This window comes from Planktothrix pseudagardhii (genome assembly GCF_904830925.1).
GTDB lineage: Bacteria > Cyanobacteriota > Cyanobacteriia > Cyanobacteriales > Microcoleaceae > Planktothrix > Planktothrix tepida.
The window spans coordinates 6225940-6250269 of the sequence record NZ_LR882967.1 but is presented as its reverse complement, the minus strand read 5'-3'; the positions used below and the strand labels follow the sequence as shown (position 1 = coordinate 6250269).

23 protein-coding genes are annotated in these 24330 nt (G+C 41.1%); 9 read left to right on the top strand and 14 right to left on the bottom strand.

The features are described from left to right. Positions 1-49: 49 nt before the first annotated feature. Positions 50-4672, bottom strand: coding sequence for a glutamate synthase large subunit (gene gltB / locus NMK36_RS27110; protein WP_254175060.1), 4623 nt, complete (start codon positions 4670-4672; stop codon positions 50-52). A 447-nt stretch (positions 4673-5119) separates the two neighbouring features. Here gltB and NMK36_RS27105 point away from each other — a divergent pair, with 447 nt between their 5' ends. Then, positions 5120-5305 (top strand): type II toxin-antitoxin system HicB family antitoxin, encoded by a 186-nt coding sequence (locus tag NMK36_RS27105; protein WP_254175059.1) that lies wholly within the window; start codon positions 5120-5122, stop codon positions 5303-5305. Positions 5306-5581: 276 nt separating this feature from the next. Here NMK36_RS27105 and NMK36_RS27100 read toward each other — a convergent pair whose 3' ends face one another. From NMK36_RS27100 to NMK36_RS27085, 4 genes are all read right to left on the bottom strand, one after another. Then, the gene (locus NMK36_RS27100) at positions 5582-6598 is read right to left on the bottom strand and encodes a hypothetical protein (protein WP_254175058.1); all 1017 of its coding nucleotides are present in this window, start codon (positions 6596-6598) and stop codon (positions 5582-5584) included. 41 nt (positions 6599-6639) lie between these two features. Continuing rightward, positions 6640-6960: a hypothetical protein gene (locus NMK36_RS27095; protein WP_254175057.1), complete on the bottom strand. Its 321-nt coding sequence runs from the start codon at positions 6958-6960 to the stop codon at positions 6640-6642. A gap of 268 nt (positions 6961-7228) precedes the next feature. Further along, positions 7229-7816: a Uma2 family endonuclease gene (locus NMK36_RS27090; RefSeq protein ID WP_254175056.1), complete on the bottom strand. Its 588-nt coding sequence runs from the start codon at positions 7814-7816 to the stop codon at positions 7229-7231. A gap of 74 nt (positions 7817-7890) precedes the next feature. Beyond that, on the bottom strand, positions 7891-8421 hold the full coding sequence (locus NMK36_RS27085) for a Uma2 family endonuclease (RefSeq protein ID WP_072717658.1): 531 nt from the start codon (positions 8419-8421) through the stop codon (positions 7891-7893). Between the two features lie 522 nt (positions 8422-8943). Between NMK36_RS27085 and clpS the strand changes: the two genes are divergently transcribed. Then, positions 8944-9237, top strand: a complete 294-nt coding sequence (gene clpS, locus NMK36_RS27080) for an ATP-dependent Clp protease adapter ClpS (RefSeq protein WP_139295007.1) — start codon at positions 8944-8946, stop codon at positions 9235-9237. A 49-nt stretch (positions 9238-9286) separates the two neighbouring features. Here the strand turns inward: clpS and NMK36_RS27075 are convergent, their stop codons facing one another. Further along, positions 9287-9913 (bottom strand): class I SAM-dependent methyltransferase, encoded by a 627-nt coding sequence (locus NMK36_RS27075; RefSeq protein ID WP_072717659.1) that lies wholly within the window; start codon positions 9911-9913, stop codon positions 9287-9289. Positions 9914-10015: 102 nt separating this feature from the next. Here NMK36_RS27075 and hemH point away from each other — a divergent pair, with 102 nt between their 5' ends. Beyond that, positions 10016-11179, top strand: a complete 1164-nt coding sequence (gene hemH, locus NMK36_RS27070; protein WP_072717660.1) for a ferrochelatase — start codon at positions 10016-10018, stop codon at positions 11177-11179. Between the two features lie 108 nt (positions 11180-11287). On the opposite strand, the gene NMK36_RS27065 is transcribed toward hemH, so the two are convergent. Further along, positions 11288-11878 (bottom strand): DUF4126 domain-containing protein, encoded by a 591-nt coding sequence (locus NMK36_RS27065; RefSeq protein WP_072717661.1) that lies wholly within the window; start codon positions 11876-11878, stop codon positions 11288-11290. 258 nt (positions 11879-12136) lie between these two features. Between NMK36_RS27065 and NMK36_RS27060 the strand changes: the two genes are divergently transcribed. The 3 genes from NMK36_RS27060 to NMK36_RS27050 all read left to right on the top strand — a co-directional run bounded on the left by NMK36_RS27060 (position 12137) and on the right by NMK36_RS27050 (position 15700). Further along, complete coding sequence (locus NMK36_RS27060) at positions 12137-14137, top strand: FAD-dependent oxidoreductase (protein WP_254175055.1); 2001 nt, start codon at positions 12137-12139, stop codon at positions 14135-14137. A gap of 88 nt (positions 14138-14225) precedes the next feature. Next, complete coding sequence (locus NMK36_RS27055) at positions 14226-14888, top strand: vWA domain-containing protein (protein WP_190517995.1); 663 nt, start codon at positions 14226-14228, stop codon at positions 14886-14888. 41 nt (positions 14889-14929) lie between these two features. Continuing rightward, on the top strand, positions 14930-15700 hold the full coding sequence (locus NMK36_RS27050) for a PP2C family serine/threonine-protein phosphatase (protein ID WP_072717664.1): 771 nt from the start codon (positions 14930-14932) through the stop codon (positions 15698-15700). 179 nt (positions 15701-15879) lie between these two features. On the opposite strand, the gene NMK36_RS27045 is transcribed toward NMK36_RS27050, so the two are convergent. From NMK36_RS27045 to fabI, 4 genes are all read right to left on the bottom strand, one after another. Further along, a complete protein-coding gene (locus NMK36_RS27045) occupies positions 15880-16389 on the bottom strand; it encodes a serine O-acetyltransferase (RefSeq protein ID WP_254175054.1) in 510 nt (169 codons plus the stop codon). Between the two features lie 174 nt (positions 16390-16563). Beyond that, positions 16564-17058, bottom strand: coding sequence for a serine O-acetyltransferase (locus tag NMK36_RS27040; protein WP_254175053.1), 495 nt, complete (start codon positions 17056-17058; stop codon positions 16564-16566). A gap of 232 nt (positions 17059-17290) precedes the next feature. Further along, positions 17291-17935 (bottom strand): imidazoleglycerol-phosphate dehydratase HisB, encoded by a 645-nt coding sequence (gene hisB / locus NMK36_RS27035; RefSeq protein WP_072717667.1) that lies wholly within the window; start codon positions 17933-17935, stop codon positions 17291-17293. 255 nt (positions 17936-18190) lie between these two features. Continuing rightward, a complete protein-coding gene (gene fabI, locus NMK36_RS27030) occupies positions 18191-18967 on the bottom strand; it encodes an enoyl-ACP reductase FabI (protein WP_072717668.1) in 777 nt (258 codons plus the stop codon). 177 nt (positions 18968-19144) lie between these two features. Between fabI and ntcA the strand changes: the two genes are divergently transcribed. The 3 genes from ntcA to NMK36_RS27015 all read left to right on the top strand — a co-directional run bounded on the left by ntcA (position 19145) and on the right by NMK36_RS27015 (position 21919). Further along, positions 19145-19810, top strand: a complete 666-nt coding sequence (gene ntcA / locus NMK36_RS27025) for a global nitrogen regulator NtcA (RefSeq protein ID WP_072717669.1) — start codon at positions 19145-19147, stop codon at positions 19808-19810. A gap of 116 nt (positions 19811-19926) precedes the next feature. Further along, positions 19927-21525, top strand: coding sequence for a DUF3084 domain-containing protein (locus tag NMK36_RS27020; protein WP_254175052.1), 1599 nt, complete (start codon positions 19927-19929; stop codon positions 21523-21525). A gap of 1 nt (position 21526) precedes the next feature. Next, positions 21527-21919: a pre-16S rRNA-processing nuclease YqgF gene (locus tag NMK36_RS27015; protein ID WP_072717671.1), complete on the top strand. Its 393-nt coding sequence runs from the start codon at positions 21527-21529 to the stop codon at positions 21917-21919. A 36-nt stretch (positions 21920-21955) separates the two neighbouring features. Here the strand turns inward: NMK36_RS27015 and arsC are convergent, their stop codons facing one another. The 3 genes from arsC to arsB are packed head-to-tail and all read right to left on the bottom strand — an operon-like array spanning position 21956 to position 24207. Continuing rightward, complete coding sequence (arsC, locus tag NMK36_RS27010) at positions 21956-22351, bottom strand: arsenate reductase, glutathione/glutaredoxin type (protein ID WP_072717672.1); 396 nt, start codon at positions 22349-22351, stop codon at positions 21956-21958. Positions 22352-22400: 49 nt separating this feature from the next. Continuing rightward, on the bottom strand, positions 22401-23069 hold the full coding sequence (arsH, locus tag NMK36_RS27005; protein ID WP_254175051.1) for an arsenical resistance protein ArsH: 669 nt from the start codon (positions 23067-23069) through the stop codon (positions 22401-22403). Between the two features lie 4 nt (positions 23070-23073). After that, positions 23074-24207 (bottom strand): ACR3 family arsenite efflux transporter, encoded by a 1134-nt coding sequence (gene arsB, locus NMK36_RS27000; RefSeq protein ID WP_254175050.1) that lies wholly within the window; start codon positions 24205-24207, stop codon positions 23074-23076. Positions 24208-24330 lie beyond the last annotated feature (123 nt).

Below are 24330 nucleotides of genomic sequence, written 5' to 3'. Positions count from 1 at the left end.
CCCAACCGAAAGATAACTTAAGAAACCCGGTTTCTGAGCCCCCAGAGTTTTAACTTCCGCCAACCCGCGCCACATCACGGGAATTCGCTTCAAACGCCGCCGTTAACGCTTCATCCCCTGTTAAACCGGATTGTTCAGCTTCTTTTAATGCTTCTAAAACCCGTTTATAATCTCGTGGAATCACCTTAACAAACGTCGGAATCATTTCCGTCCAATTCGCCAAAATTTTCAGCGCTTTTTGACTCTTGGTATACTCGGCGTGTTTAGCAATTAATTGGTAAACCTGATTAATTTCTTCTGGGTCTTCCAACTTTTCTAAATCCGCCATTGACGGATTACAACGAGTGGCAAAATCCCCCGTTTCATCCAAGATATAAGCAATTCCGCCACTCATTCCCGCCGCAAAGTTACGTCCAGTAGTACCGAGAACAACGACCTTACCTCCGGTCATATATTCACAACCGTGATCACCCACGCCTTCCACAACCGCACTCACGCCAGAGTTACGCACGCCGAAACGTTCACCCGCTAACCCTCGGATATAGACTTCTCCCCCCGTCGCCCCATATAAGGCTACATTCCCGATAATAATATTTTCTTCGGGGATAAATGTGGATTGAGAAGGGGGATAAATAATAATTTTACCTCCGCTTAACCCCTTGCCGACATAATCGTTAGCATCCCCTTCTAATTCTAACGTTACCCCCTTGGGAACAAACGCCCCGAAGCTTTGACCTGCACTGCCTTGGAAATGGAGATGCACCGTATCTTCCGGTAAACCCTGCCAATGGTTTTTGGTAATTTCATTGCCTAAAATCGTTCCTACCGCCCGGTTAATATTTTTAATCGGTAAGGTAGCACTGACTTTCTCCCCTTTCTCAATGGCAGGTTTACACAAATCCAGTAACACCGTAATATCCAACGATTTATCTAACCCGTGATCTTGAGGAATTTGACAATAACGGCCGATATCTTCCCCAACTTCCGGTTGATACAGGATTTTTGAGAGGTCAATGCCTTTGGCTTTCCAATGGTCAACGGCTTTTTTGGGTTCTAATACATCCGTGCGTCCCACCATTTCAGTTAAGCTGCGGAAACCTAACTCCGCCATCAGTTCCCGCACTTCCTGGGCGATGAACTTCATAAAGTTAACGGTGTGTTCCGGTTCTCCGGTGAAGCTTTCCCGCAGTTTGGGGTTTTGGGTGGCAATTCCGGCTGGACAGGTATTCAAGTGGCACACCCGCATCATAATACAACCCAAGGTGACTAACGGTGCGGTTGAGAAGCCAAACTCTTCAGCCCCTAACAACGCAGCAATTACCACATCCCGTCCGGTCTTCATCTGACCATCGGTTTCGACGGCAATGCGCGATCGCAAATTATTCAACACCAGGGTTTGATGGGTTTCCGCTAACCCCAACTCCCAAGGCAGTCCGGCGTGTTTAATTGAGGTTTGGGGAGATGCACCCGTCCCGCCATCAAACCCGGAAATCAGAACCACGTCTGCATGGGCTTTAGCAACCCCAGCGGCAATGGTTCCCACTCCGACTTCTGAGACTAATTTCACACTAATCCGAGCTTTACGGTTGGAGTTTTTCAGGTCGTGGATTAATTCGGCTAAGTCCTCAATCGAATAGATATCGTGGTGAGGCGGAGGCGAAATTAAACCCACCCCCGGCGTTGAGTGACGAACTTTAGCAATAGACGGATAAACCTTACGTCCGGGGAGTTGTCCCCCTTCTCCGGGTTTAGCCCCCTGTGCCATTTTGATTTGGATTTCCTTAGCTTGGGACAGGTACAAACTCGTGACCCCAAACCGACCGGAGGCGACTTGCTTAATGGCGCTATTTTTCGAGTCCCCTTGTTCGTTTGTCCAGGTATAGCGTTCTGGGTCTTCGCCGCCTTCTCCTGTGTTAGACTTACCACCAATGCGGTTCATCGCGATCGCTAAGGTTTCATGAGCTTCTTTAGAAATTGAACCATAACTCATCGCCCCAGTTTTAAAGCGTTTCATAATGGCTTCAATGGGTTCAACTTCTTCGATAGGAATGGGTTGACGATCTTTGAATTGTAATAAACCCCGCAAAGTGAAATATTTCTGGTTTTGTTCATTCACCAACTGAGCATATTTTTTGAACAATTCATAATCCCCCACCTTCACCGCTTTTTGTAGAGAATGAATCGCTTCTGGACTGAGTAAATGGGCTTCTCCGTCTTTACGCCATTGATATTCTCCCCCCACATCCAGGGTCGGATTTTGATCACCCGGACGGTCAGGAAAGGCATTGGTATGACGTAAAATAGCTTCTTTTGCGATTACTTCTAAATCAGCGCCTTGAATGCGAGAAGCCGTCCAACTAAAGTATCGATCAATCACCGATTGATTTAACCCAATGGCTTCAAAAATTTGAGCACCGCGATAACTTTGTAAAGTGGAAATTCCAATTTTTGAAGCAACTTTAATCACGCCTTTTGTTGCAGCTTTAACGTAATTTTTACAGGCGGTTTTATAGTCTACCCCGACTAATAATCCTTGAGAGATCATATCGTTGATACTTTCAAACGCCATATAGGGATTAATGGCACAGCACCCATACCCGATTAAAACGGCAAAATGATGGACTTCTCGTGGTTCACCGGATTCTAAAATAATACCGACGCGGGTACGAGTTCCGTGACGAATTAGATGGTGATGTAAACCGGATACGGCTAATAAGGCGGGGATGGGGGCGTTATTAGGGTCAACACCGCGATCGCTCAAAATCAAGAGGTTCACCCCGTCCTCAATTGCTTTGTCAGCCTGCTCAAAAATCCCCTTCATGGCTGCTTCTAAACCATTTACCCCATCTTTGGGGTTAAACAGAATGGGCAGGGTAATCCCGTGAAATCCATCTTCGTTAACCGCTTTCAGTTTCGCTAATTCGGCATTACTGAGAATGGGGGTTTTGAGTTTGATCAGATGACAGCTTTCGGGTTCGGGTTTTAATAAGTTACGTTCCGCCCCGATGGTGGTTTCCGCCGAAGTGATAATTTCTTCCCGAATGGAGTCAATAGGGGGGTTTGTGACCTGAGCAAACAGTTGTTGGAAATATTCATACAGCAGTTTTGGACGGTCGGATAACACTGCTAAGGGGGTATCGGTTCCCATCGAACCCACCGCCTCTACTCCATCCCGCGCCATTGGCGTTAACAACAGCCGCAAGTCTTCAAAGGTATAGCCAAAAGCGGTTTGTAGCTGCACCAAAGTCTCCTGTAGAGACGCGCCATGGCGCGTCTCTACGGGGTCTGCGAGGCTCGTCTCTACGGGGTCTTGTAAATTCTCCAGGGTGACTAAATGCTGGTTCAACCATTCCCGATAAGGTTGTTCTGTGGCAATTTTAGACTTAATTTCCTCATCGGCAATGATCCGCCCTTGTTCCATATCCACCAGGAACATCCGCCCCGGTTGCAAACGACCTTTATAGGCGACTCGTTCCGGTTCGATGGGGAGAACTCCGGCTTCCGATGCCATAATTACCAGATCATCCTTTGTTACATAATAGCGGGAAGGTCGTAACCCGTTGCGGTCGAGGACAGCCCCCATCATTGTCCCATCGGTAAACGCAATAGAAGCGGGGCCATCCCAAGGTTCCATTAAGCAGGAATGGTATTCATAAAAGGCTTTTTTCTCCTCACTCATGGACTCGTGGGCTGTCCAAGGTTCGGGGATCATCATCATCACCGCATGGGGAAGCGATCGCCCTGCTAAGACTAACAATTCTAAAGCATTATCAAAAATTGTCGAGTCACTTCCGTTAACGTTAATGACGGGTTGAATTTTCTTGAGATCATCGCCAAACAGTTCGGACTCAAACATCGACTGGCGGGCGGTCATCCAGTTAATATTGCCTCGGAGGGTATTAATTTCGCCGTTATGGGCAATATAACGATAGGGGTGAGAACGTTCCCAACTGGGGAAGGTATTGGTACTGAAGCGAGAGTGAACCAACGCCAACGCACTCTCCATATCAGGATCATGCAGTTCCGGGTAATATTGTCCCACCTGCACAGGCATCAACATCCCTTTATACACCATTGTCCGACAGGACAGACTGGAAATATACCAATAAGGATCAGCACCAGGAACGCGAATTTCGGTATGAGATAATTTACGAATCACATAGAGTTTGCGTTCAAACACCAGATCATCGCTAATATTAGGGTTACGACCAATAAACACCTGCTGCATAAAGGGTTCACTGGACTGGGCGGTATTTCCTAAACTGGAATGATCTGTAGGGACATCCCGCCAACCGAGAACAGTTTGACCTTCTTCGGTAACAATTTTTTCTAAAATCTCCCGACCTTTTTGGTGCTGTTGGGGGTCAGGGGAACTATAAATCATCCCCACCCCATATTGTCCGGGTTCGGGTAAACTAATATTCTCCGCCGCCGCCACTTTTTTAAGGAATTTATGGGGAACTTGCATTAAAATTCCAGCGCCATCCCCGGTATTGACTTCACAGCCACAGGCGCCACGATGGTCGAGGTTGAGTAATATGGTTAAGGCATTTTCAACAATATCATGGGATTTTTGCCCCTTCTGATGGACGATGAACCCGACCCCACAGGCGTCGTGCTCAAATTGAGGATCGTAGAGACCTTGTTTTTCAGGGAATGCTTGAGTATTCATTGCAGTTAATTTAACGTTATCTATGACGAGAGGGATAGGAGCAAACGGTTTGCCGAGGGGACTCCTGCACGGGTTCAGGAAGGAAAGATCTAAGTTATAAGTTATGTTGTATTCTCCAATCTCACAGAGTTCTAATGGTATATCTTAAGGAAAACTTTAAGGAAGTGGAACGGGGATGATTGGAAAAATCATTAAGCGCGATCGCTTCTATCTCGTTTATTGTCGGGGTTGGAGTGAATTATTAATAATCCCTAACAAAACTAAAAATAATTGCGATCGCTTAAACTATCGTTACTTTTGTTTCTGAGTCATTGCTCAAGCCGTGAGTCTTTTCTTCCTTTGAGGTAAATCCAATTCCGAAACCTGGGATCTACAGGAGGGAACTGTAAGTTATTATGAAATGATATTGAGGTAACAGTCGGTAGATTACTAACCCGTTAAAAATCTATGGATAACAATAATAAACAAGTTTACAATTATACCGTTATTCTGCAAAAAGAACCCGATGGTGGTTATCATGCTTTTTGCCCTATTCTAAAAGGTTGTCATTCTCAAGGAGATTCCTTTGAAGAAGCCATTGATAATATTACAGAAGCGATTGAATTATATATTGAAAGTTTAAATGCTATTTGATTTTCCCTATAGATTTGTTTGACCTCTTCCCCATATAATTGTCATTCTGAGCACAGCGAAGAATCTCATTGTGTTCTTCTTAAATTATTAGAGATCCTTCCCAAGCGCTTCGCTCCATTCAGAATGACAATTTTAAAGGTCTTTTGACAATCGGCTTTAGTATTACTGCGCCTTCTGAGTACCGTCCTTGGCATTTGTAGAATAGAGCTAAATTGTTGAGGGCGGTAGCATAATTGGGATGTTCTTCTCCCGCTAATACTTTTCACTAAACCCTGCTCAACTAAGCTTATCCTTAGATGTTGATTCAGGTACTTGACCAGCATTACGGACGTTGATAAATTTACCAAGTAGTTCAAACCAAAAGGGGGCACCCATCGCTATAGTCGCAGCACTCAAAAGCCAACCAAAGATAACTAATACCCGATCCCTTATGTTATTGAGATCGAGCGGATGTAATTGCTTTGTAAATTTTTCTATTGTAGAAGTATCCCAGCCAAGAGGCATAGTTATCTGATCCAAAGATGTGTTAATTTTATCAAAACATTTGTTCTGTTCCTTTTGTGTTTTAGCTTGTTTCAAACACTCTTCTATCGGCTCCTTATAGTCAGTCATAACCTGAGTGGCAACTTGATTGATGCTAGAGCGCAAAGCAGCATCTTTGTTTAATCTTTCAAGGATGTGGAATGTATCAGCATTGATCAGTGTTACAACTATGAAACCCATGAAAAAAGCAAACCCCTTAACATTCCGATTATAGACACCCGATGCTCGTTCCATCGACTGATCGAACCAAATTTTTATCTCCTTTTCTAAAAACTTAATTCCATTCTCACTAGCAGTAGCTTTCCTTTGAGCTATTAAGGCGATCGAATAAATACGCCGTCGTATTTCTGGATCGAGTTTTTTATTTTGATTGATTGATTCTACGATCCCATTCATTGTTCCTGAAATATCAAGGTCGTAATCTGTTTTAAGAACTTCCAGCAAGGCGGCTGCAAACATTTTTGAAGAAATATAGGAAGGGCCGAAAGAAGATCGTCGAATTTTTCTTTGATTCAGAGATTGAATCAGAGGATGATTCCACAGGTCATCAGCAATTTTTTGGGCTTGTTGAGCGGACGGATCGCTTGCTTCATTGTCACCCAGTAAAATTTTGATTGCTTCTTTCAATTGTTTAGCCCTCCATTCTAGAATTGTAGCAATTAATTCTTGAATACCTGAAGCTAAAAGACTGAGAATTAAGTAAATGAAAAACAAGCCAATAGCGACATCCAACATCGCGGGGAAGTTCATAGTTTAATACCTATTCAAAGAAGAAGAAAATTAATTAGTAATTAGTGATTGCTGAAAGGGGGACGAGCAGCGGCGGTAATACCACACCGACCTTCTTGAAACTGCTGGAATAGAAGAAATTGCTGGACAATTGTTCGATAAGCTGAGAACACTACGAGTTTTTTACCGCGATCATTAATAGCAGGCTGAAGAGCTTCTTTTGCTGCTGGCTGAAGGTAAAACCAGACACCTTCTCCTACAGCTTCTACATTTAAATCTTCAAAACTGACTAAGGCATTGGAACCCATGATTTTGATAATTTGCCGATCAAGTCCTCTGACTACAGAGGTTCCGCAACCAGTAATATTTCTCACTATCGCCATAAATCAATCCTAACTTTGTTTTCAATTCGTACTCAAAGTTTATCATAAAGCGGACTCAAGTTATTCGTTTTTGTGCAAATTACTTGCTAAGATTTGTAACGACGCTAGAAAGGCGGTTAACGAGAAAAGTACGTAAGTCCGTAAATAAAAATGTAACTTTGAATACAAAAGCTTATGCAAACCCTAAACTTACCTTCACCAGTAAGCCTTTCTACCAAAAATGGTTAGGAAATAAACTATTGCAGAAACCCAGTTTCTATAGCCGAGTTTACCAAATTAAGGTTAAATCTAATAAGAATCCGGGTAAAATATCTTCTCCTGATAAGGTTGTGGGGTTTTCTAATATTTCGACTTCTTGTTGAGGACGATAAATTTCAACTCGTTTATGTTTCGGATCAATTAACCATCCTAATGTTGCACCGTTCTCTCGATATTCATTCATTTTATCTTGTAGAGATTTGAGAGAATCGCTAGATGAACGTAATTCTACCACAAAATCAGGACACAAAGGCACAAATCTTTCTCGTTGTTGTGGTGTTAAACTGAACCAGCGATCGCTTCTAATCCATGATACATCAGGAGAACGATCTGCACCATTGGGAAGTTTAAACCCTCCAGAAGAATCAAAAGCGATACCGAGTTTAGTTTGTTTGTTCCAGATGCCTAGTTCCACCGCAATATTAAAGTTACGATGGCTGGTTTCTCCCCCCGTTGGTGACATAATCTTTAGCACTCCTGAGCGGTTTCGTTCAAATTTTAAGTCTTGATTTTTCTGGCATAATTCATAAAATTGATCTTCTGTTAAATCTAATGTTAATTCTAAAGGAATGGGTAAATTAATTGTTCTAATATCCATAAAATTATACCCGGATTTTCCTATTCTATTTTAACTTATCAAATCTCTAATTACGAATAGATTTAGGGAAAATACTATCGCTGAGTCATCCCCATCACAGCGTTAACTGTAAGTTCAGGAAGCTCACCCAAAGTTGGCAAAATATCTAAACCTGAACAAACTAAGGGTAATTCATCACCCCACCACACCCAAACTTGTTGACGAGAAATATCAATTAACCAAGCTAATTGTGTTTCGTTACTCAAACAATGCAGAATCTTCTTTTGTAAGTCTAAAGTATTTTGATCTGGTGAGCGAATTTCAATTAACCAATCTGGAGATCCGTTAAATGGCCCATCTTCATCAGCAAGGCGATCGCAATTAATAATAGCAATATCGGGTACAGGTGAGTAGGGAGGAACTAGACAACGTAATTCTTGCACCGCCTCAAACTGATTGGTATGCTGATTAATATAATTAACGAGATTGCGTTGTAACCGTGAATGAAACAGCGTTGGCATTGGTTTTTGACTCGGTTGGTCATTAATTAATTCCCATGCGGGAGAAGCCTCAATATTGGGTTGAGAAAGAAACTCTGCGAGTGAGATTTTTGTGACTGACTTCATAATGCCGCTTCCCAAAATTTCACTTTCTGGCTTAGACAAAACTTTTCTATCCTCTACGATCATACCGCCCAAAGTAGATTAAGGATTTTTAACCGTTGACCACTAAAACGTAGTAAGCCCTGAAGGGCTTTCTGAGAGTCCTAAAGGACTCACTACGAACTAATGACAGCGTTAACCGTAAGTTCAGGGAGATTACCCAAAGTCGGTAAACAGAAACGGGGTTTCTATAGTTATCTTTTGGTTAGGAAATAAACTATTTAAGAAACCAGGTTTATATAGCCCTGAAGGGCTTACTACGGGTTGACAAAATTAAGGTTAAATCTAATAAGAATCCGGGTAAAACATCTTCTCCTGATAAAATTGACAACGGCAATCCCCCAGTTAAGGTATAATAACTTTCATCACGACCCAAAACTGACAGGGTTGGGGTGAATGAGGATAAAAAATTATTCTTTAATGTGTATTGAGATTGAAATGAGGGTGATTGATATGAGTAAAAAGATTTTAGCTTCAATTCAAGGGATGACCAGTTCCCCTACTGTTGCACCAACTCGCGCCAGCCAAACCGTTAATCAACCCTATCCGAATTATAAGGTTATTGTGTTAAATGATGATTTTAATACGTTTCAGCACGTTGCTAATTGTTTGATGAAATATATTCCGGGGATGACCAGTGATCTCGCTTGGGAATTAACGAATCAAGTTCATTATGACGGTCAAGCAACGGTATGGGTCGGCCCCCAAGAACAAGCTGAACTCTATCATCAACAATTAAGTCGAGAAGGGTTAACAATGGCACCTTTAGAAAAAGCTTAATTCGGGAACCTAGACCGATATTTTCTATTCCAAAAACAGATAGAAAGGCTCAAGGTTTAACACCCTGAATTACTTGTAAACTTCCTCCCGCATAAAGTTGAGGGGGATTGACAGTAAAGCCAATTTGTGATAGTAATTGAGGTACATCTGTTTTTAACAGTTGCCAAGCCGTTTCCGTTTCAAATAACCAGAGAAATAACGCTACCCCCGGCCAGAACAGGGGATTTGTCGGAGGATGGAAGTCAACGAGGGTAAAAGTCCCCCCCGGTTTGAGAACGCGATAAACTTCATTGAGAATTTGTTGCAATTGTTCAGGGTTCATCTCATGTAACGCAGCGCTGGTGTGAACGACATCAAAGCTGTTATCTGCAAAGGGCATATTTTCTGCAAACGCTTCTACATATTGCGCTTGAGGAACATTATTTTGGGCACGTTTGAGGGAGAGGGGAGACGCATCCAACCCCGTCACATTCTGAGAATACTTGACTAACACCGATGTTGCTTGTCCACTTCCACAACATAAGTCCAAAACCTGGGTTTGGGGGTTGAGCGTCAACCCCGTTAGTGCTAACTCCCGAAACCGACTCTCCCCTCCAACACTCAAGGCAGCGAGTCGGGAAATTGTATCATACAGCCATTGATAACGGTAACTTAAGCTTCTGAGGATGGTTGCCATATTGAGAAAAATTTTTATAAGTGAAAAGATCGACTTAACCCACAAGGACAATATATTATTAAAATAGTTAATAAATCTTAGGATAGGAAACCTGTGACCGCTATGGGACGAGTCGGAGTCTTACTGCTAAATCTGGGCGGGCCAGAGCAACTGCAAGATGTTCGCCCCTTTTTGTATAATCTATTTTCAGACCCAGAAATTATCCGTTTGCCCTTTGCTTGGATGCAGAAACCTCTGGCTTGGATGATTTCCACCATACGCTATAAGAAATCCCAAGAAAATTATAAAGCCATTGGGGGCGGTTCTCCCCTGCGACGGATTACCGAAGAACAAGCTCTGGCGTTACAAGGGTCTTTACAAGAGAAAGGTCAGGATATTCGGGTGTATGTGGGGATGCGCTATTGGAACCCCTTTACCGAAGAAGCGGTAGCTAAAATTAAACGTGATCAAATCGAACAATTAGTTATTTTACCTTTATATCCGCAATTTTCAATTAGTACCAGTGGTTCCAGTTTTCGAGTTTTAGAAAAACTTTGGCAACAAGATCCCAGTTTACAAAAAATTGATTATACAGTGATTCCGTCCTGGTATAACCGCCCCGGTTATTTACAAGCAATGGTGGAATTAATTGCTCAAGAAATTGCCCATTGCGAAAATCCTGAACAAGTTCCGATTTTCTTTAGTGCTCATGGTGTTCCCGTGAGTTATGTTGAAGAAGCTGGAGACCCCTACCGAGATGAAATTGAAGGGTGTACGGCGGCAATTATGCAGACGTTAAATCGTCCTAACCCCCATGTTTTAGCTTATCAAAGTCGTGTTGGCCCGGTGGAATGGTTGAAACCTTATACCGAAGAAGCTATTCCTGAATTAGCAGAACAAGGGGTTAAAGAATTAGTGGTAGTTCCCATTAGTTTTGTCTCTGAGCATATCGAAACATTAGAAGAAATTGATATGGAATATCGAGAACTGGCGGAAGAATCTGGAATTGAAAAATTCCATCGAGTTCCTGCCTTAAATACCCATCCTGTATTTATTAATGATTTAGCAGAAATGGTAATAGAAGCGTTAGATGCTCCTAATATTAAGTTCTCTGATGTGGCACATCCTGGAAAACAAACGAAGATGTATCCTCAAGAACGTTGGGAATGGGGGCTGACAACAACGGCTGAAGTTTGGAATGGTCGGTTAGCCATGTTAGGAATGATGGCAATTTTATTAGAAATCATTACCGGACAAGGCCCGTTACATTTCGTAGGGTTGCTGTAGGAGTGCGGAGTGCGGAGTGTGGAGTGCGGAGTGCGGAGTGCGGGTCAAACATCAGCCATAAGCAGTTAATGATTTCTCCTCCGTCCCCCCGTTCCCCTTCTCCCCTTCTCAGTCCGGTTCCCGTTTATAACGTCGGGGGTTACGTTCTCCGAGTTGACCTTGTTTTTTATACCAGCGATACCATTCTTTAGAAATCCGAATGGCAAGCCACAATAATAATAAGGCAATTAACCCTCCCTGTTGAGGCGCATCAAAGGCAAAAATCACCAGGAAAACACAAAGAATATCTTGCCCTAAAATCACCCAGACGGGTAAACCTCGTAAACGATAAAATAATCCAGTTTGAACTAATTGTAAAACCAGAGCCAGTAGACCGCTAACAATTGCAATAATCCACAATAAGCGAGGTTCAACATGAGTGGCTTCTGCGATCGCTAAACCCATAATAGCACCAACAAAGGGGCTAAATAGTAATTGTATTATTTGTAAAATACGCTGTCCCAGGAGTTTTTTAGATGCAAAAATTTCAAATAATGACCAACTGACGAGCACCCCGATAACAACCTGTGGTGAAAATCGAGACAGAAAGGGTACACGCGACCATAAATCATTTTGCAGTAAGCCAATGACCAGCAAGGGTAAAGCGATTCTTAATCCTGCCGCCGCCGATGCCGATAGCACCGCAAGGAGTTCAATCATAATTAGGGTGAGGAACAGAGCATTTAACGCGGAAAATACACGGGGATTTTAGCCCAGTTCAGAGTGCTATTTTCTATTGTATCGATCTGACTTGCAATTCTGTTAAAAATAAAAATTTTATCTTCTCAAGGTTAGACGCACCCGGTCTCTATCAAAGTTTATAATTTTTGAAATAAGCTCTAACAACCCAGTTCATTTAATGCTGAAAACCTTAAGGTTTATTGAATATCTATAAAAAATAGATTACATATAACTCCCATGCCTCACAAATTTATCATTACTTTAATCATTAGTTTAATTTCGTTTTATCCCCGTTTATCTTTCGCATTAACAACCCCTCCTCGCCTTGATCAAAAAGTAGAATGTGATTTGTTAATTGTTGGGGGAGGACTGGCGGGAAGTGCTGCTGCTTATGAAGGATTACTCAATGGAAAAACCGTTTGTTTAACGGAAATTACCGACTGGGTAGGGGGTCAAATTTCCGCCCAAGGAACCTCTGCATTAGATGAACGACCGACCCAACGATCTCTTTTATTATATCCTAGAGGGTATTTAGAATTACGAGCAGGAATTGAAAATAAATATGGAATATTGAACCCCGGCGCTTGTTGGGTCAGTGAAGCCTGTTTTATGCCGGAAGCGGGGAATGAAATATTACTTAAAATGCTGAAAAAAGCTGAAAAAAAAGGAAAAGGAAGATTACATTGGTTTCCTTCCACAGTGATTAAAGATCTGACTATTATTAATAACCAAATTACCGAAGCGATCGCTATTCAACATCATCCTGCACCCGGAACACCGCCCTTAAATACAGAACCCTTATCTGAGATTATTGAGGATGCTTATAATTATAAAAATTCTCAACGCTTTAATAAAACTATTATTCGATTTATCCCTAAAATAAAAGCTGATCAAGGAGCAGATTGGTATATTATTGAAGCGACAGAAACCGGGGAAATTATTGGTTTAACGAATATTCCTCATCAACTCGGAATTGATCCCCGTTCACCTCAAGAACCCACTGCATCAAGTTTAACCGCAGATCCCTATTGTACCCAAGGGTTTACCTATACCTTTGCAATGGAAGCAACCGCCGACCCCCAAATTCATGAAAAACCGTCATTCTATGAGCAATATGCTCCTTATTATAGTTATGAATTGCCCCGATTAGCCAATTTTAATTTAGTCTATACTTATCGGCGAATTCATAGTATGAAACCGAATAAAAAACGCTCTACGAATCCCCGTGAATGGCCGATTTATCCAGGGGATATTTCAATGCAAAATTGGACATGGGGCAATGATTATCGACCGGGAACATCGGTGGATAATTTAATCTTAACACAATCCCAATTAGAAGCAACAGGTCAACTCGAACCCGGAGGATGGAAGGGGGGGTTAAGAACAGAAACCTTACGCAAAGGTGAAGAAAATGCTTTAGGGTTTTTCTATTGGTTAGTTGAAGGAACCACAGACTCGCAACTCGGTGAAGGCGTTAAAGAAAAACATCCCAATTATCGATATTTATTCGGCTTAAATTCTCCGATGGGAACCGTTCATGGCTTATCCAAATATCCCTATATGCGAGAAGGGAGACGAATTATCGGTCGTCCTTCCTACGGTTATAAAAATGGATTTATGGTATCAGAAATTGATATTTCTCGAAATAATTTTCGTCAAGATTGGTATAGTGATAATTTAACCCCGGAAGAATATCGTTTACTGTGGTTAAACTTAGGGGGGTTAGATAGTTTACCTGTACTTTCAGGACAAGAAACCATTGCTGATATTCAACCCCGTTCTAGGGCTACAATTTATGCGGATACCGTTGGAATTGGTCATTATGCAATAGATTTTCATCCCTGTTTAACCCAAAGTCCCCCGGAAACTCCAGGGAATACAGAACGAGAGGGAGAACGTCGAGGACAAGGACAAGCTTATCCGTTCCAAATTCCGTTAAGAGCGATGATTCCTCAAAAAATTGATAATCTATTAGTAGCGGGAAAAAGTATTGCGACCAGCCATATTGCGGCGGCGGCTTATCGGGTTCATTCCTTTGAATGGTCAGTAGGTGCGGCGGCGGGAACTACCGCAGTTTTTAGCTTAGAAAAACAAGTTTTTCCCTATCAATTAGTGGATAATTTACCTTATCGGGAACCGTTATTAGAGGAGTTACAACGGTTATTAGAAAGCAATAATAATCCGATTTTATTCCCCGGAATGTCAATTTTTAATCAATCTTGGGAAGATTGGAAATAAATCTTGGCTAGATTTCTAGCTATTGAAACTATCAATAAAGGAACAAGAGATAGTATCCTAGTAATTGGAACTTGAGAAGATCACAATCATGAGACTAGAAGAAGCCGTTGAATTTGCAGAAAATCCAGAACCTCGCTGTCCTTGTGTGCTGTTGTTGGATACCTCCGCATCGATGCAAGGGGTTCCCATTGACGCCTTAAACGATGGACTGATGACCTTTAGAAATGATTTAATTCGGGATGAACTCGCTAAAAAACGAGTAGAAGTAGCAATTATTTCCTTTGATAATCAAGTTAAGATTGTACAGGATTTCGTGACCGCCGATCAATTTGAACCTCCGGTCTTAACCGCCCAAGGTCAAACCTTTATGGGCACTGCTATTAGTCAAGCCTTAGATTTAATTGCAGCTAGAAAATCAGAATATCGCAATAATGGGATTACCTATTATCGTCCTTGGGTGTTTATGATTACGGATGGTGAACCTCAAGGAGAAACTGACCGGGTGACAGAACAAGCGACTAGACGCATTCAAGAGGAAGAATTGAAAAAACAGGTGGCATTTTTTGCCGTTGGCGTAGAAGGGGCAAATTTAGATCGGTTGGCTCAAATTGTTCAGAGAACTCCGTTAAAATTGAAGGGGTTAGACTTTCGAGAAATGTTTATTTGGTTATCAACAAGTATGCAAACGGTTTCTCATTCTAAAGTTGATGAACAAGTCGCTTTACCCCCGCCGGGATGGGGAACAGTTTAATAATAGAAAATGTGAGTGTTTAAATACGTTAATCAGTGATAATGAATCAGGTTTGTAATTGGCAAATTATATCGGCATCAGTGACAGGAACCAGTCATGAAAAACAGGATCTCCCTTGTCAAGATGCTCACGGTTTTAAACAGTTATCCCCAGATTTGATAATTCTGGCGGTTGCAGATGGGGCGGGTTCGGCAAAATTAGCAGATTTGGGGGCAAATATTGCTGTAAAAACAGCATTAGAAACCCTAGAAAAACAGATTAATTCTGAGGATAATAATACTAAGGATATCCCTTGGCAAGATTATTTAAAAAATGCCTTAACTGTTGCTAAAACTGCGCTAGAAGCTGAATCTATTAGCCAAGAAATCGAAGTTAGAGAGTTAGCTACTACTTTAATTATAGGTATAGCAACACCGAAATTAGTCGCCGTTGCTCAAGTAGGAGATGGAGCGATTGTTGTGGAAGATAAAGCCGGAAATATTCAGGAATTAACGATTCCCACCAGTGGAGAGTATTTGAATGAAACAGTATTTTTAATTGCTCCCAATGCTATTGAAACAGCACAAATTAACCTCTGGGGAGGACAACCTAAATATTTAGCAACTTTTTCCGATGGGTTACAAATGTTAGCGTTAAAAATGCCTGAAGGAAAACCTCATCATCCTTTCTTTTCTCCTTTGTTTAAATTTGTCGAAAGTATCACAGATGAAATCGATGCCAAAGAACAATTAATTAAATTTTTGCGATCGCCTCGCGTAACCGAACGAACCGATGATGATTTAACCTTAATTTTAGCTAGTTTTAACTCTTAATTGCATTAATCTAATTCATTCGGGTTAATTCCCAAAAGTTAAAAATTAAGCTACTGATGACCCTAAAGCTTAAATTAATTAAGCTGTTAAGCACCTAAATGGGTGATTGGAAAATCGTAAAACCCTTGTGGTGCAGGCGTCCTCTCTCGCTCGGTTATTCAGTTTAAATGCGTAACAGCTTAAGTTATATTTTCTAGTGATTGAGGTTTTTCAATCACTTTAGCAGGTATTCCCACAGCAGTAGCACCAGGGGGAATATCACAAACAACGACTGCATTGGCTCCTATTTTAGCATGATCTCCAATAGTAACAGACCGTATAATTTTCGCACCGGCTCCAATATCAACATGACCTCCAATTTTTACGTTTCTCACAATAGTTACTTGTTGCAAAATCAAACAATTAGGCCCAATTGTTGCACTAGGATCAATCACAATTCCATTGGGGTGAATCATAAGTAACCCCCCCTGAATTTGGCAGTTTAAAGGAATATCCGCTCCAGTTACACAACTCCAAAATCGGTGATTAAGCACATTCCACGCACAGAATAAGTCACCCAATAACCCCCCATAGGATTTCCACTTTTGATATTGACGTATTGATTTCAGGAGTTGACGACTAGGAGACCACCATTGTTGTAATTTTTCCCGTTCCCAATCGGGTTCTGTACTAGAAATTTGATTAACCATATAAAATCGATTGCAAGCCAATTGCCAATATCATACTACAATAACTCCCCACTTGCCGAGGAAATTAATTGAGATGGTCACAAAGTTTCAAACTACAATTGCACGGCTAAAAATATACATGATGTAATCCTTAATGATTTTTAATCTTTTAATGAATTTAACAAACTTTGTTCTTCAGTATTGAGATTTTTCAATCACTTTAGCAGGTATTCCCACAGCAGTAGCACCAGGGGGAATATCACAAACAACGACTGCATTGGCTCCTATTTTAGCATGATCTCCAATAGTAACAGACCGTATAATTTTCGCACCGGCTCCAATATCAACATGACCTCCAATTTTTACGTTTCTCACAATAGTTACTTGTTGCAAAATCAAACAATTAGGCCCAATTGTTGCACTAGGATCAATCACAATTCCATTGGGGTGAATCATAAGTAACCCCCCCTGAATTTGGCAGTTTAAAGGAATATCCGCTCCAGTTACACAACTCCAAAATCGGTGATTAAGCACATTCCACGCACAGAATAAGTCACCCAATAACCCCCCATAGGATTTCCACTTTTGATATTGACGTATTGATTTTAGTAGTTGACGACTAGGAGACCACCATTGTTTTAATTGTTCCCGTTCCCAATCTGGTTTTGTACTAGAAATTTTATGAGCCATATAAAATCGATTGAAAGCCAATTGCCAATATAATACTAAAAATAGCTCCCTACTCGCTAGGGAAATTAATTGATTAGAAGCCCAAGCTTAGAACCAGGGAGCAATAAAAATCTTTAATGCCTTTGTCGTTACTCTTAACCCTTAATCTAATTCATCGGGGTTAATTCCCTTGTTCCATAATCAGGATAGTCTAACGGTAACATAATTCCTGAACCGCCAACCACTAAAAAACTTACAAAACCCCTTTAGAACTAGGAATGGTATTCACACGACGGGGATCAATTTCAACCGCCATTCTTAACGCTCTAGCAAAGGCTTTAAAACCCGCTTCAATAATATGATGGGAATTAATTCCGTCTAATTGACGTAAATGTAAGGTCATTTGACTATTATTAACAATAGCTACAAAAAATTCTCGGACTAATTGAGTATCATACGTTCCGACTCGTTGGGTAGGAATTTCTAACCCATAAGTCAGATGAGGACGACCTGAAAAATCTAAAGCAACTTGAACTAAGGCTTCATCTAAAGGGGCGATAAAATGACCAAACCGAACAATCCCTTTACGATCGCCTAATGCTTTAGCAAATGCTAAACCGAGAGTAATTCCGACATCTTCATTCGTATGATGATCATCAATTTCAATATCTCCAGTCGCTTGAATGTCTAAATCAATTAACCCATGAGACGAAATTTGATGTAACATATGATCTAAAAACGGAACCCCTGTAGACACATTACAGACTCCAGTTCCATCTAAATTAACCGTAACATTAACATCTGTTTCCCCCGTTTTTCGGTGTACTGTTGCGATTCTAGGGAGAACATCTAAATTAGAATTAGAAGTATTAATAGAAGGACGATCACTAATTTGCATAATCAGTTATCAGTTATCAGTTATCAGTTATCAGTTATCAGTTATCAGTTATCAGTTATTAGTTATTAGTTATCAGTTATTAGTTATCAGTTATCAGTTATCAAGAGTTAGTAGTCAATAGCTACTTGTTAATCGGTAGTCCATCAGTAGACAGTTGATGAAGTTTTAACGCTTAACTCTTAAACTGACTACTATAACAGATGCGCCATTGCGGGTCTCTACACTGATAACTGATGACTGATCACTGATAACTGATTACATTCCCATGATGCAATAACCCGAATCGACATACAGAATTTGGCCTGTAATGCCACTGGATAAATCACTACAGAGGAAAGCCGCAGCGTTACCGACTTCGGTTTGGGTAACAGTCCGTTTTAGGGGAGCAATTTCTTCAACATGGTGAATCATCTCTAAAATGCCACCCACGGCTGAAGACGCTAAAGTCCGAATTGGGCCTGCGGAAATGCCATTTACCCGAATGCCCGATGGCCCTAACTCCGCCGCCAAATAACGGACATTCATTTCCAAGGCTGCTTTAGCAATACCCATGACGTTGTAATTGGGAATCACCCGCACACCGCCCAGATATGTTAGGGTGACAATACTACCGCCCTGTGTCATTAAAGGTTTAGCAGCAGCACTCAGTTGTACTAATGAGTAAGCACTAATATCTAACGCGCGGGTAAATCCAGCACGGGATACATTGCTAAAGTCCCCTGAGAGTTCCTCTTTTCCTGCAAAGGCCAGACAATGAATGAGGATATCGATCCGCCCCCACTGGTCGCGGATAGTCGTAAAAAGCTCCTCAATTTGAGCATCGTTCTGGACATCACAGGGCAAAAACAAACTAGGGTTGAGGGGTTCAACCAACTCTTTGACCTTCTTTTCAAAACGACCTTTATCGTCAGGAAGGTAGGTCACTCCGAGATTAGCTCCAGCTTCATGAAGCTGTTGGGCAATGCCCCACGCAATTGAGCGATTGTTGGCAATGCCAGTAACAAGTGCGTTTTTTCCGTTCAAATTCAGCATAATAGACTATTCTATATGCAATTGGTATCCTTCTCAAAGGGATTGATTTGCCTATCCCCCCTAGGGGTGAAGCACACCAGAGGACAATCATTGGTCTGTTTAATTGACCGATGATGCAATTAGCGTAAACTGAAATACGGAATAAATTAGGGCATTGTTAGTGCAAGGGATCGGGTCGTGACGTATGATAGACCGTTAGCAGAAGTGTTCCGCAGCATCGGCGGAGGGGCATTCCCCCCTGTCGTGGAAAGCTTTGAACGGGGTAAGACGATCTTCTTTCCCGGCGATCCGGCGGAGCGCGTCTATGTTCTGATCAAAGGTGCGGTAAAACTGTCCAGAGTCTATGAAGCTGGAGAAGAGATTACTGTTGCTTTGCTTCGAGAAAATAGTGTATTTGGTGTTTTATCTTTAATTACAGGTCATCGGTCAGATCGGTTTTACCATGCCGTCGCCTTTACCTCTGTCGAACTGCTCTCGGTTCCCATTGAACAAGTTGAGAAAGCACTCAAAAGTGATCCCGAACTTTCAATGGTGATGTTGCGAGGGTTATCATCTCGGATTTTACAGACAGAGATGATGATTGAAACCTTAGCCCATCGAGATATGGGATCAAGATTAGTCAGCTTTCTTCTGATTCTTTGTCGAGATTTTGGTGTCCCTGGTAAAGATGGGATTCGGATTGACCTAAAGTTATCCCATCAAGCGATCGCAGAAGCCATTGGTTCAACGCGAGTAACTGTTACCCGTTTATTAGGAGATTTGCGACAAAAAAACATGATCTCGATTCATAAGAAAAAGATCACCGTTCATAATCCCGTTACCTTGAGTCAGCAGTTCACCTAGTTAATGGGGCGTCTATTTCCACACCCAACGAAAGAAAATTCAGTTGAATTGTTAAAGGAAAAACTTACCCTTAAAAGAGGTCGAATCCGTTTAAACTACCGTGTTAAATTTTTGGTATGACCGCAGGAATTATCCTGGTTATATCTATCTTAGTTTTGGGAGGCGTGATTGCCACTGTCAGTGATCGCCTTGGAACGAAAGTTGGAAAGGCCAGGCTGAGTTTATTCAATCTACGCCCCCGCAACACTGCTATGGTCGTGACCATTGTAACGGGCAGTGTCCTTTCCGCATTGACATTAGGGATTTTATTTGCTTCGAGTAAACCTTTGCGTCGGGGTGTTTTTCAAATTGATAAAATCCAAACTCGACTCAATGACGCTCGTAAAGATTTAACTCGTGCTGAAGATGAAAGAAAACGAGTAGAAACGGATTTAGCCAAAGCCAGAGTTGAACTCAAAACCGCAATGGATCAGTTAAATGCGATTAATCAATCGCTACAAACAGCGCAATCACAAGCATTGCAAACAGCAGAAGAATTACAAAAAACTCAAAGTCGGTTGGGAGAACTTCAAAAACAATTGCAAGGAATTCAATCGGAAAAAACGGCAATGGAAGACGAATTGGCGCGAACCGAAAATCGCCTTCAGCAGGTCTTTCAACAAAAACAAAGTTTACAAGCAGAAATTTCCAAACTGAGAACGGAACGTCAAAATCTGATTCAACAACGAGAACAAGTTAAAGCTCAGATTCAAACTCGTGATCGAGAAATTGCTAAACGCGCTCAAGAAATGAAACAGCAAGATCAAGAAATTGAGCAACAGGAAAAACGGATTACAGAACAGGATAAAATTATTGCTAAACGGGAATCTCGACTTCAAGAACTAGAGATAGAACAGGAAAAATTAGAAAAGCAAAAACAAGTTTTAGCTCATCAAGTTGAACTGGTTGAACGAGATTTTCAACTCTTACGAGAAGGTAGTGTTGTCTTAGAAAGAGGAGAAGTTTTAGCCAGTGGATTAGTACATATTGATGATCCTAAAACGGCTCTACAAGCGATTAATACCCTTTTACAAAAAGCCAATGGTAAGGCCATTGAGGCGGTGCAATTAGGGAATACCAACGCCAATCAAGCCCAAGTCATTCAAATTACCAAAGCCGAAGTTGAAGAGTTAATGGATCAAATTGATGATGGTCGGGATTATGTGGTACAAATCATTTCCGCCGCAAATTTTTTAGTGGGTGAAACAAAAGTAGCTGTTTTTACAAAAGCTGAACCTAATCGCTTATTATTTACAACAGGAGAAATTATTGCGGGTACAACCTTTAATCCCTCAACTTTATCTAATGAACAATTACGAAAACAACTGCAACAACTGTTAGATGCTTCTAGTTTTCGGGCGCGTTTTGTTGGGGTTGTTGATGGAACAGTGCAAATTGGGAATGATAGAATGGATACATTAATTCGTTTTTTTCAACAATTGCAAGAGCATAATCAACCCTTAGAAATTCAAGCGGTTGCCGCCGAAAATGCCTATACAATTGGGCCATTACGACTGGATTTATTAGCCCGTCGTAATGGAGAAGTAATCTTTAGTACCCGACAACAGGAACCCCTTAATAATACGAATGAATTGCTAAATCCATCAATTCCAGAACAGAAGAATTTAGAAAATTCTCCCTCTCAACAAAATTCTATTCAACAGGACAAAAAATAAGATGATTTTAGGTTTTGATCCCGGTCGAGAAAAATGTGGAATTGCTGTGATGGGTCAAGATTCCCAGTTATATTATCATGAGGTAATTTTAGCATCGGATGTTCTTACAACAATTCAATCTCTTTGTCAACAATTTACGATTGATACGGTAGTTATGGGAGATCAAACGACTTCAAAACTATGGAAACAAAAACTAACTGAAATTTTGCCGAAATCTCTATCTATTATTCAAGTTAATGAACGATATTCTACCTTAGAAGCGCGCGATCGCTATTGGCAACTTTATCCCCCCAAAGGGTTAACTCGTTTAATTCCTAAAGGAATGCGAACCCCTCCCCGTCCGATTGATGATATTGTTGCGATTGTGTTAATCGAACGATATTTAAACCAGTAAAGGGTGAGTCAAACCTAGAAAACCCACCCCTACTGTTCAACTTAAAGCATCAATTAACGCTTGAACTCGGACTTTAATTTCATCTCTAACTCGATGAAAGGTTTCTAACGGTTGTCCGTCGGGATCATCTAATTGCCAATCTTCAAAAACTTCTTGAATTACCCAATCTTCCGGTAAATTTACACCACAACCACACAGAGAAATCACCGCATCATAATCTTCCGCTTGGAAATTACTTAAAGGATCAGAGGTTTGATTGCTAATATCAATTCCAATTTCATCCATCACTTGAATTGCTGTTGGATGAACCCGACTGGCTTCTAAACCGGAACTGGTAACAACTATCTTTCCTTCCCCTAATGTTCTGGCAAATCCTTCCGCCATTTGAGAACGACAAGAATTTCTTTTACAAACAAACATTACTTTTTTCATGTTCAATCTCCTAATTGATAAATGTTAAAAACTCGAAAAGCTGAATCATTTACATTCGATGAAGATGGACTCCATTAACCGTTTTGCTAATATCACTTAGGGTTTCTTGAATCCCTTTTTCTTTGCGTTCACTGTAACGGTCTGTGAGATAATCCACCTGATCTCGTAGTAATACCGTAAATTTGTAAAGCTCCTCCATAACATCAACAACCCGATCTCGATAAGGGGAATCTTTCATCGTCCCGTCTTCGTTAAATTCTTGGTAAGCTTTAGCCACTGAAGATTGATTGGGAATGGTGAACATTCGCATCCAACGACCTAAAATTCTCAGGGTATTAACAGCATTAAAAGACTGGGAACCCCCACTCACTTGCATCACCGCTAATGTTCTCCCCTGAGTGGGTCTAACAGCCCCAATATTGAGCGGAATCCAATCAATTTGATTTTTCATAATCCCACTGATTTGACCATGCAATTCTGGACTTGACCAGACCTGTCCCTCAGACCACAAACTCAGTTCACATAACTCCTGAACTTTAGGGTGAGTATCCGGTACACTTCCATAAATCGGTAATTCTCGCGGGTTAAAAAACCTGACTTCTGCACCCAATTCTTGAATAATTCGGGCAGCTTCTTCTGCTAATAAACGACTATAGGAACGCTCTCGCAAAGAACCGTATAAGAACAGAATTCGGGGTGGATGATCAAATTGACTCATTGATTTAGACCTTTAAGCAACGAGGATCAAATAAGCTGGCTTTTTCCGGTTCTCTGGGAAACCAAAAGGCTGTTTTTTTACAAATTTCGACCAACATTAACATCATAGGAACCTCAATTAATACCCCCACAACCGTTGCTAAAGCCGCGCCAGAATTTAAACCAAATAAGGTTACGGCTGTGGCGATCGCAACTTCAAAATGATTACTCGCCCCAATTAATGCAGCAGGTGCGGCATCTTCATAGGACAGTTTCAATTTTAAAGCAGCCACATAGCTAATCAGAAAGATAAAATTGGTTTGGATGAATAACGGAACTGCAATCAACACAATATGCAAAGGATTATTAACAATTAATTCTCCTTTAAAAGCAAACAGTAAAACCAAAGTCATCAAGAGTGCAGAGATAGCAATGGGGCTTAAATAGTGCAGAAACTTTTGTTCAAACCATTGCTTACCCTTATTTTTTAAAATCCAATATCGGCTATACATTCCCGCAGCTAAAGGTAAGCCAACATAAATTAAAACCGATAGAAAAATTGTAGCCCAAGGAACCGTTAAATCATTTGCCGCGAGTAACCAACGCCCTAACGGAGCATATAAAAATAACATCGCTAAGGAATTAACTGCTACCATCACTAAAGTATGACCTTGATTGCCATAACACAGATAACCCCACATTAAAACCATCGCGGTACAGGGTGCAATTCCTAATAAAATCGTTCCCGCAATATAGGAATTTGCTAAGGAAACTTCCTGTCCTCGAATGAGTTCTGTTCCCGTAATGAAAGGACGAAATAACCAGCCCAAAAAGAATTGAGCAAACATTACCATTGTGAAAGGTTTAATTAACCAATTCACCACTAACGTTAGAAAGACGGGTTTGGGAGTGCGAAGGGCGTTAACTGCCTGGGTAAAATCAATTTTTACCATGATGGGATACATCATAAAAAACAGGCAAATTGCAATTGGAATTGAGACTTGATAGATGCTCATGGCATCTAAAGCAACAGCAACACCGGGAAATAATCGCCCTAAAATAATTCCTGCAATAATACAGAAAAAAACCCAAAGGGTAAGATATTTTTCAAAAAAACTCAGTCGCCCTCCAACCTGCACGGCTGATGATTTTAGATTCATTGAACCTCCTGAAAACCCTTAATACTGATGACGTTATGACGATTGATAGTCCTGACCTGCTAGAGACATTACCATTATTTCAAAAAATTTTGATATGTTAAGCAAAAAAGTGTTAAGAATCTA

Excerpts from the sequence above, each read along its gene's own strand:
- gltB (WP_254175060.1), bottom strand. The coding sequence starts at position 4,672 with ATGAATACTCAAGCATTCCCTGAAAAACAAGGTCTCTACGATCCTCAA.
- NMK36_RS27105 (WP_254175059.1), top strand. The coding sequence starts at position 5,120 with ATGGATAACAATAATAAACAAGTTTACAATTATACCGTTATTCTGCAA.
- NMK36_RS27100 (WP_254175058.1), bottom strand. The coding sequence starts at position 6,598 with ATGAACTTCCCCGCGATGTTGGATGTCGCTATTGGCTTGTTTTTCATT.
- NMK36_RS27095 (WP_254175057.1), bottom strand. The coding sequence starts at position 6,960 with ATGGCGATAGTGAGAAATATTACTGGTTGCGGAACCTCTGTAGTCAGA.
- NMK36_RS27090 (WP_254175056.1), bottom strand. The coding sequence starts at position 7,816 with ATGGATATTAGAACAATTAATTTACCCATTCCTTTAGAATTAACATTA.
- NMK36_RS27085 (WP_072717658.1), bottom strand. The coding sequence starts at position 8,421 with ATGAAGTCAGTCACAAAAATCTCACTCGCAGAGTTTCTTTCTCAACCC.
- clpS (WP_139295007.1), top strand. The coding sequence starts at position 8,944 with ATGACCAGTTCCCCTACTGTTGCACCAACTCGCGCCAGCCAAACCGTT.
- NMK36_RS27075 (WP_072717659.1), bottom strand. The coding sequence starts at position 9,913 with ATGGCAACCATCCTCAGAAGCTTAAGTTACCGTTATCAATGGCTGTAT.
- hemH (WP_072717660.1), top strand. The coding sequence starts at position 10,016 with ATGGGACGAGTCGGAGTCTTACTGCTAAATCTGGGCGGGCCAGAGCAA.
- NMK36_RS27065 (WP_072717661.1), bottom strand. The coding sequence starts at position 11,878 with ATGATTGAACTCCTTGCGGTGCTATCGGCATCGGCGGCGGCAGGATTA.
- NMK36_RS27060 (WP_254175055.1), top strand. The coding sequence starts at position 12,137 with ATGCCTCACAAATTTATCATTACTTTAATCATTAGTTTAATTTCGTTT.
- NMK36_RS27055 (WP_190517995.1), top strand. The coding sequence starts at position 14,226 with ATGAGACTAGAAGAAGCCGTTGAATTTGCAGAAAATCCAGAACCTCGC.
- NMK36_RS27050 (WP_072717664.1), top strand. The coding sequence starts at position 14,930 with ATGAATCAGGTTTGTAATTGGCAAATTATATCGGCATCAGTGACAGGA.
- NMK36_RS27045 (WP_254175054.1), bottom strand. The coding sequence starts at position 16,389 with ATGGTTAATCAAATTTCTAGTACAGAACCCGATTGGGAACGGGAAAAA.
- NMK36_RS27040 (WP_254175053.1), bottom strand. The coding sequence starts at position 17,058 with ATGGCTCATAAAATTTCTAGTACAAAACCAGATTGGGAACGGGAACAA.
- hisB (WP_072717667.1), bottom strand. The coding sequence starts at position 17,935 with ATGCAAATTAGTGATCGTCCTTCTATTAATACTTCTAATTCTAATTTA.
- fabI (WP_072717668.1), bottom strand. The coding sequence starts at position 18,967 with ATGCTGAATTTGAACGGAAAAAACGCACTTGTTACTGGCATTGCCAAC.
- NMK36_RS27020 (WP_254175052.1), top strand. The coding sequence starts at position 19,927 with ATGACCGCAGGAATTATCCTGGTTATATCTATCTTAGTTTTGGGAGGC.
- NMK36_RS27015 (WP_072717671.1), top strand. The coding sequence starts at position 21,527 with ATGATTTTAGGTTTTGATCCCGGTCGAGAAAAATGTGGAATTGCTGTG.
- arsC (WP_072717672.1), bottom strand. The coding sequence starts at position 22,351 with ATGAAAAAAGTAATGTTTGTTTGTAAAAGAAATTCTTGTCGTTCTCAA.
- arsH (WP_254175051.1), bottom strand. The coding sequence starts at position 23,069 with ATGAGTCAATTTGATCATCCACCCCGAATTCTGTTCTTATACGGTTCT.
- arsB (WP_254175050.1), bottom strand. The coding sequence starts at position 24,207 with ATGAATCTAAAATCATCAGCCGTGCAGGTTGGAGGGCGACTGAGTTTT.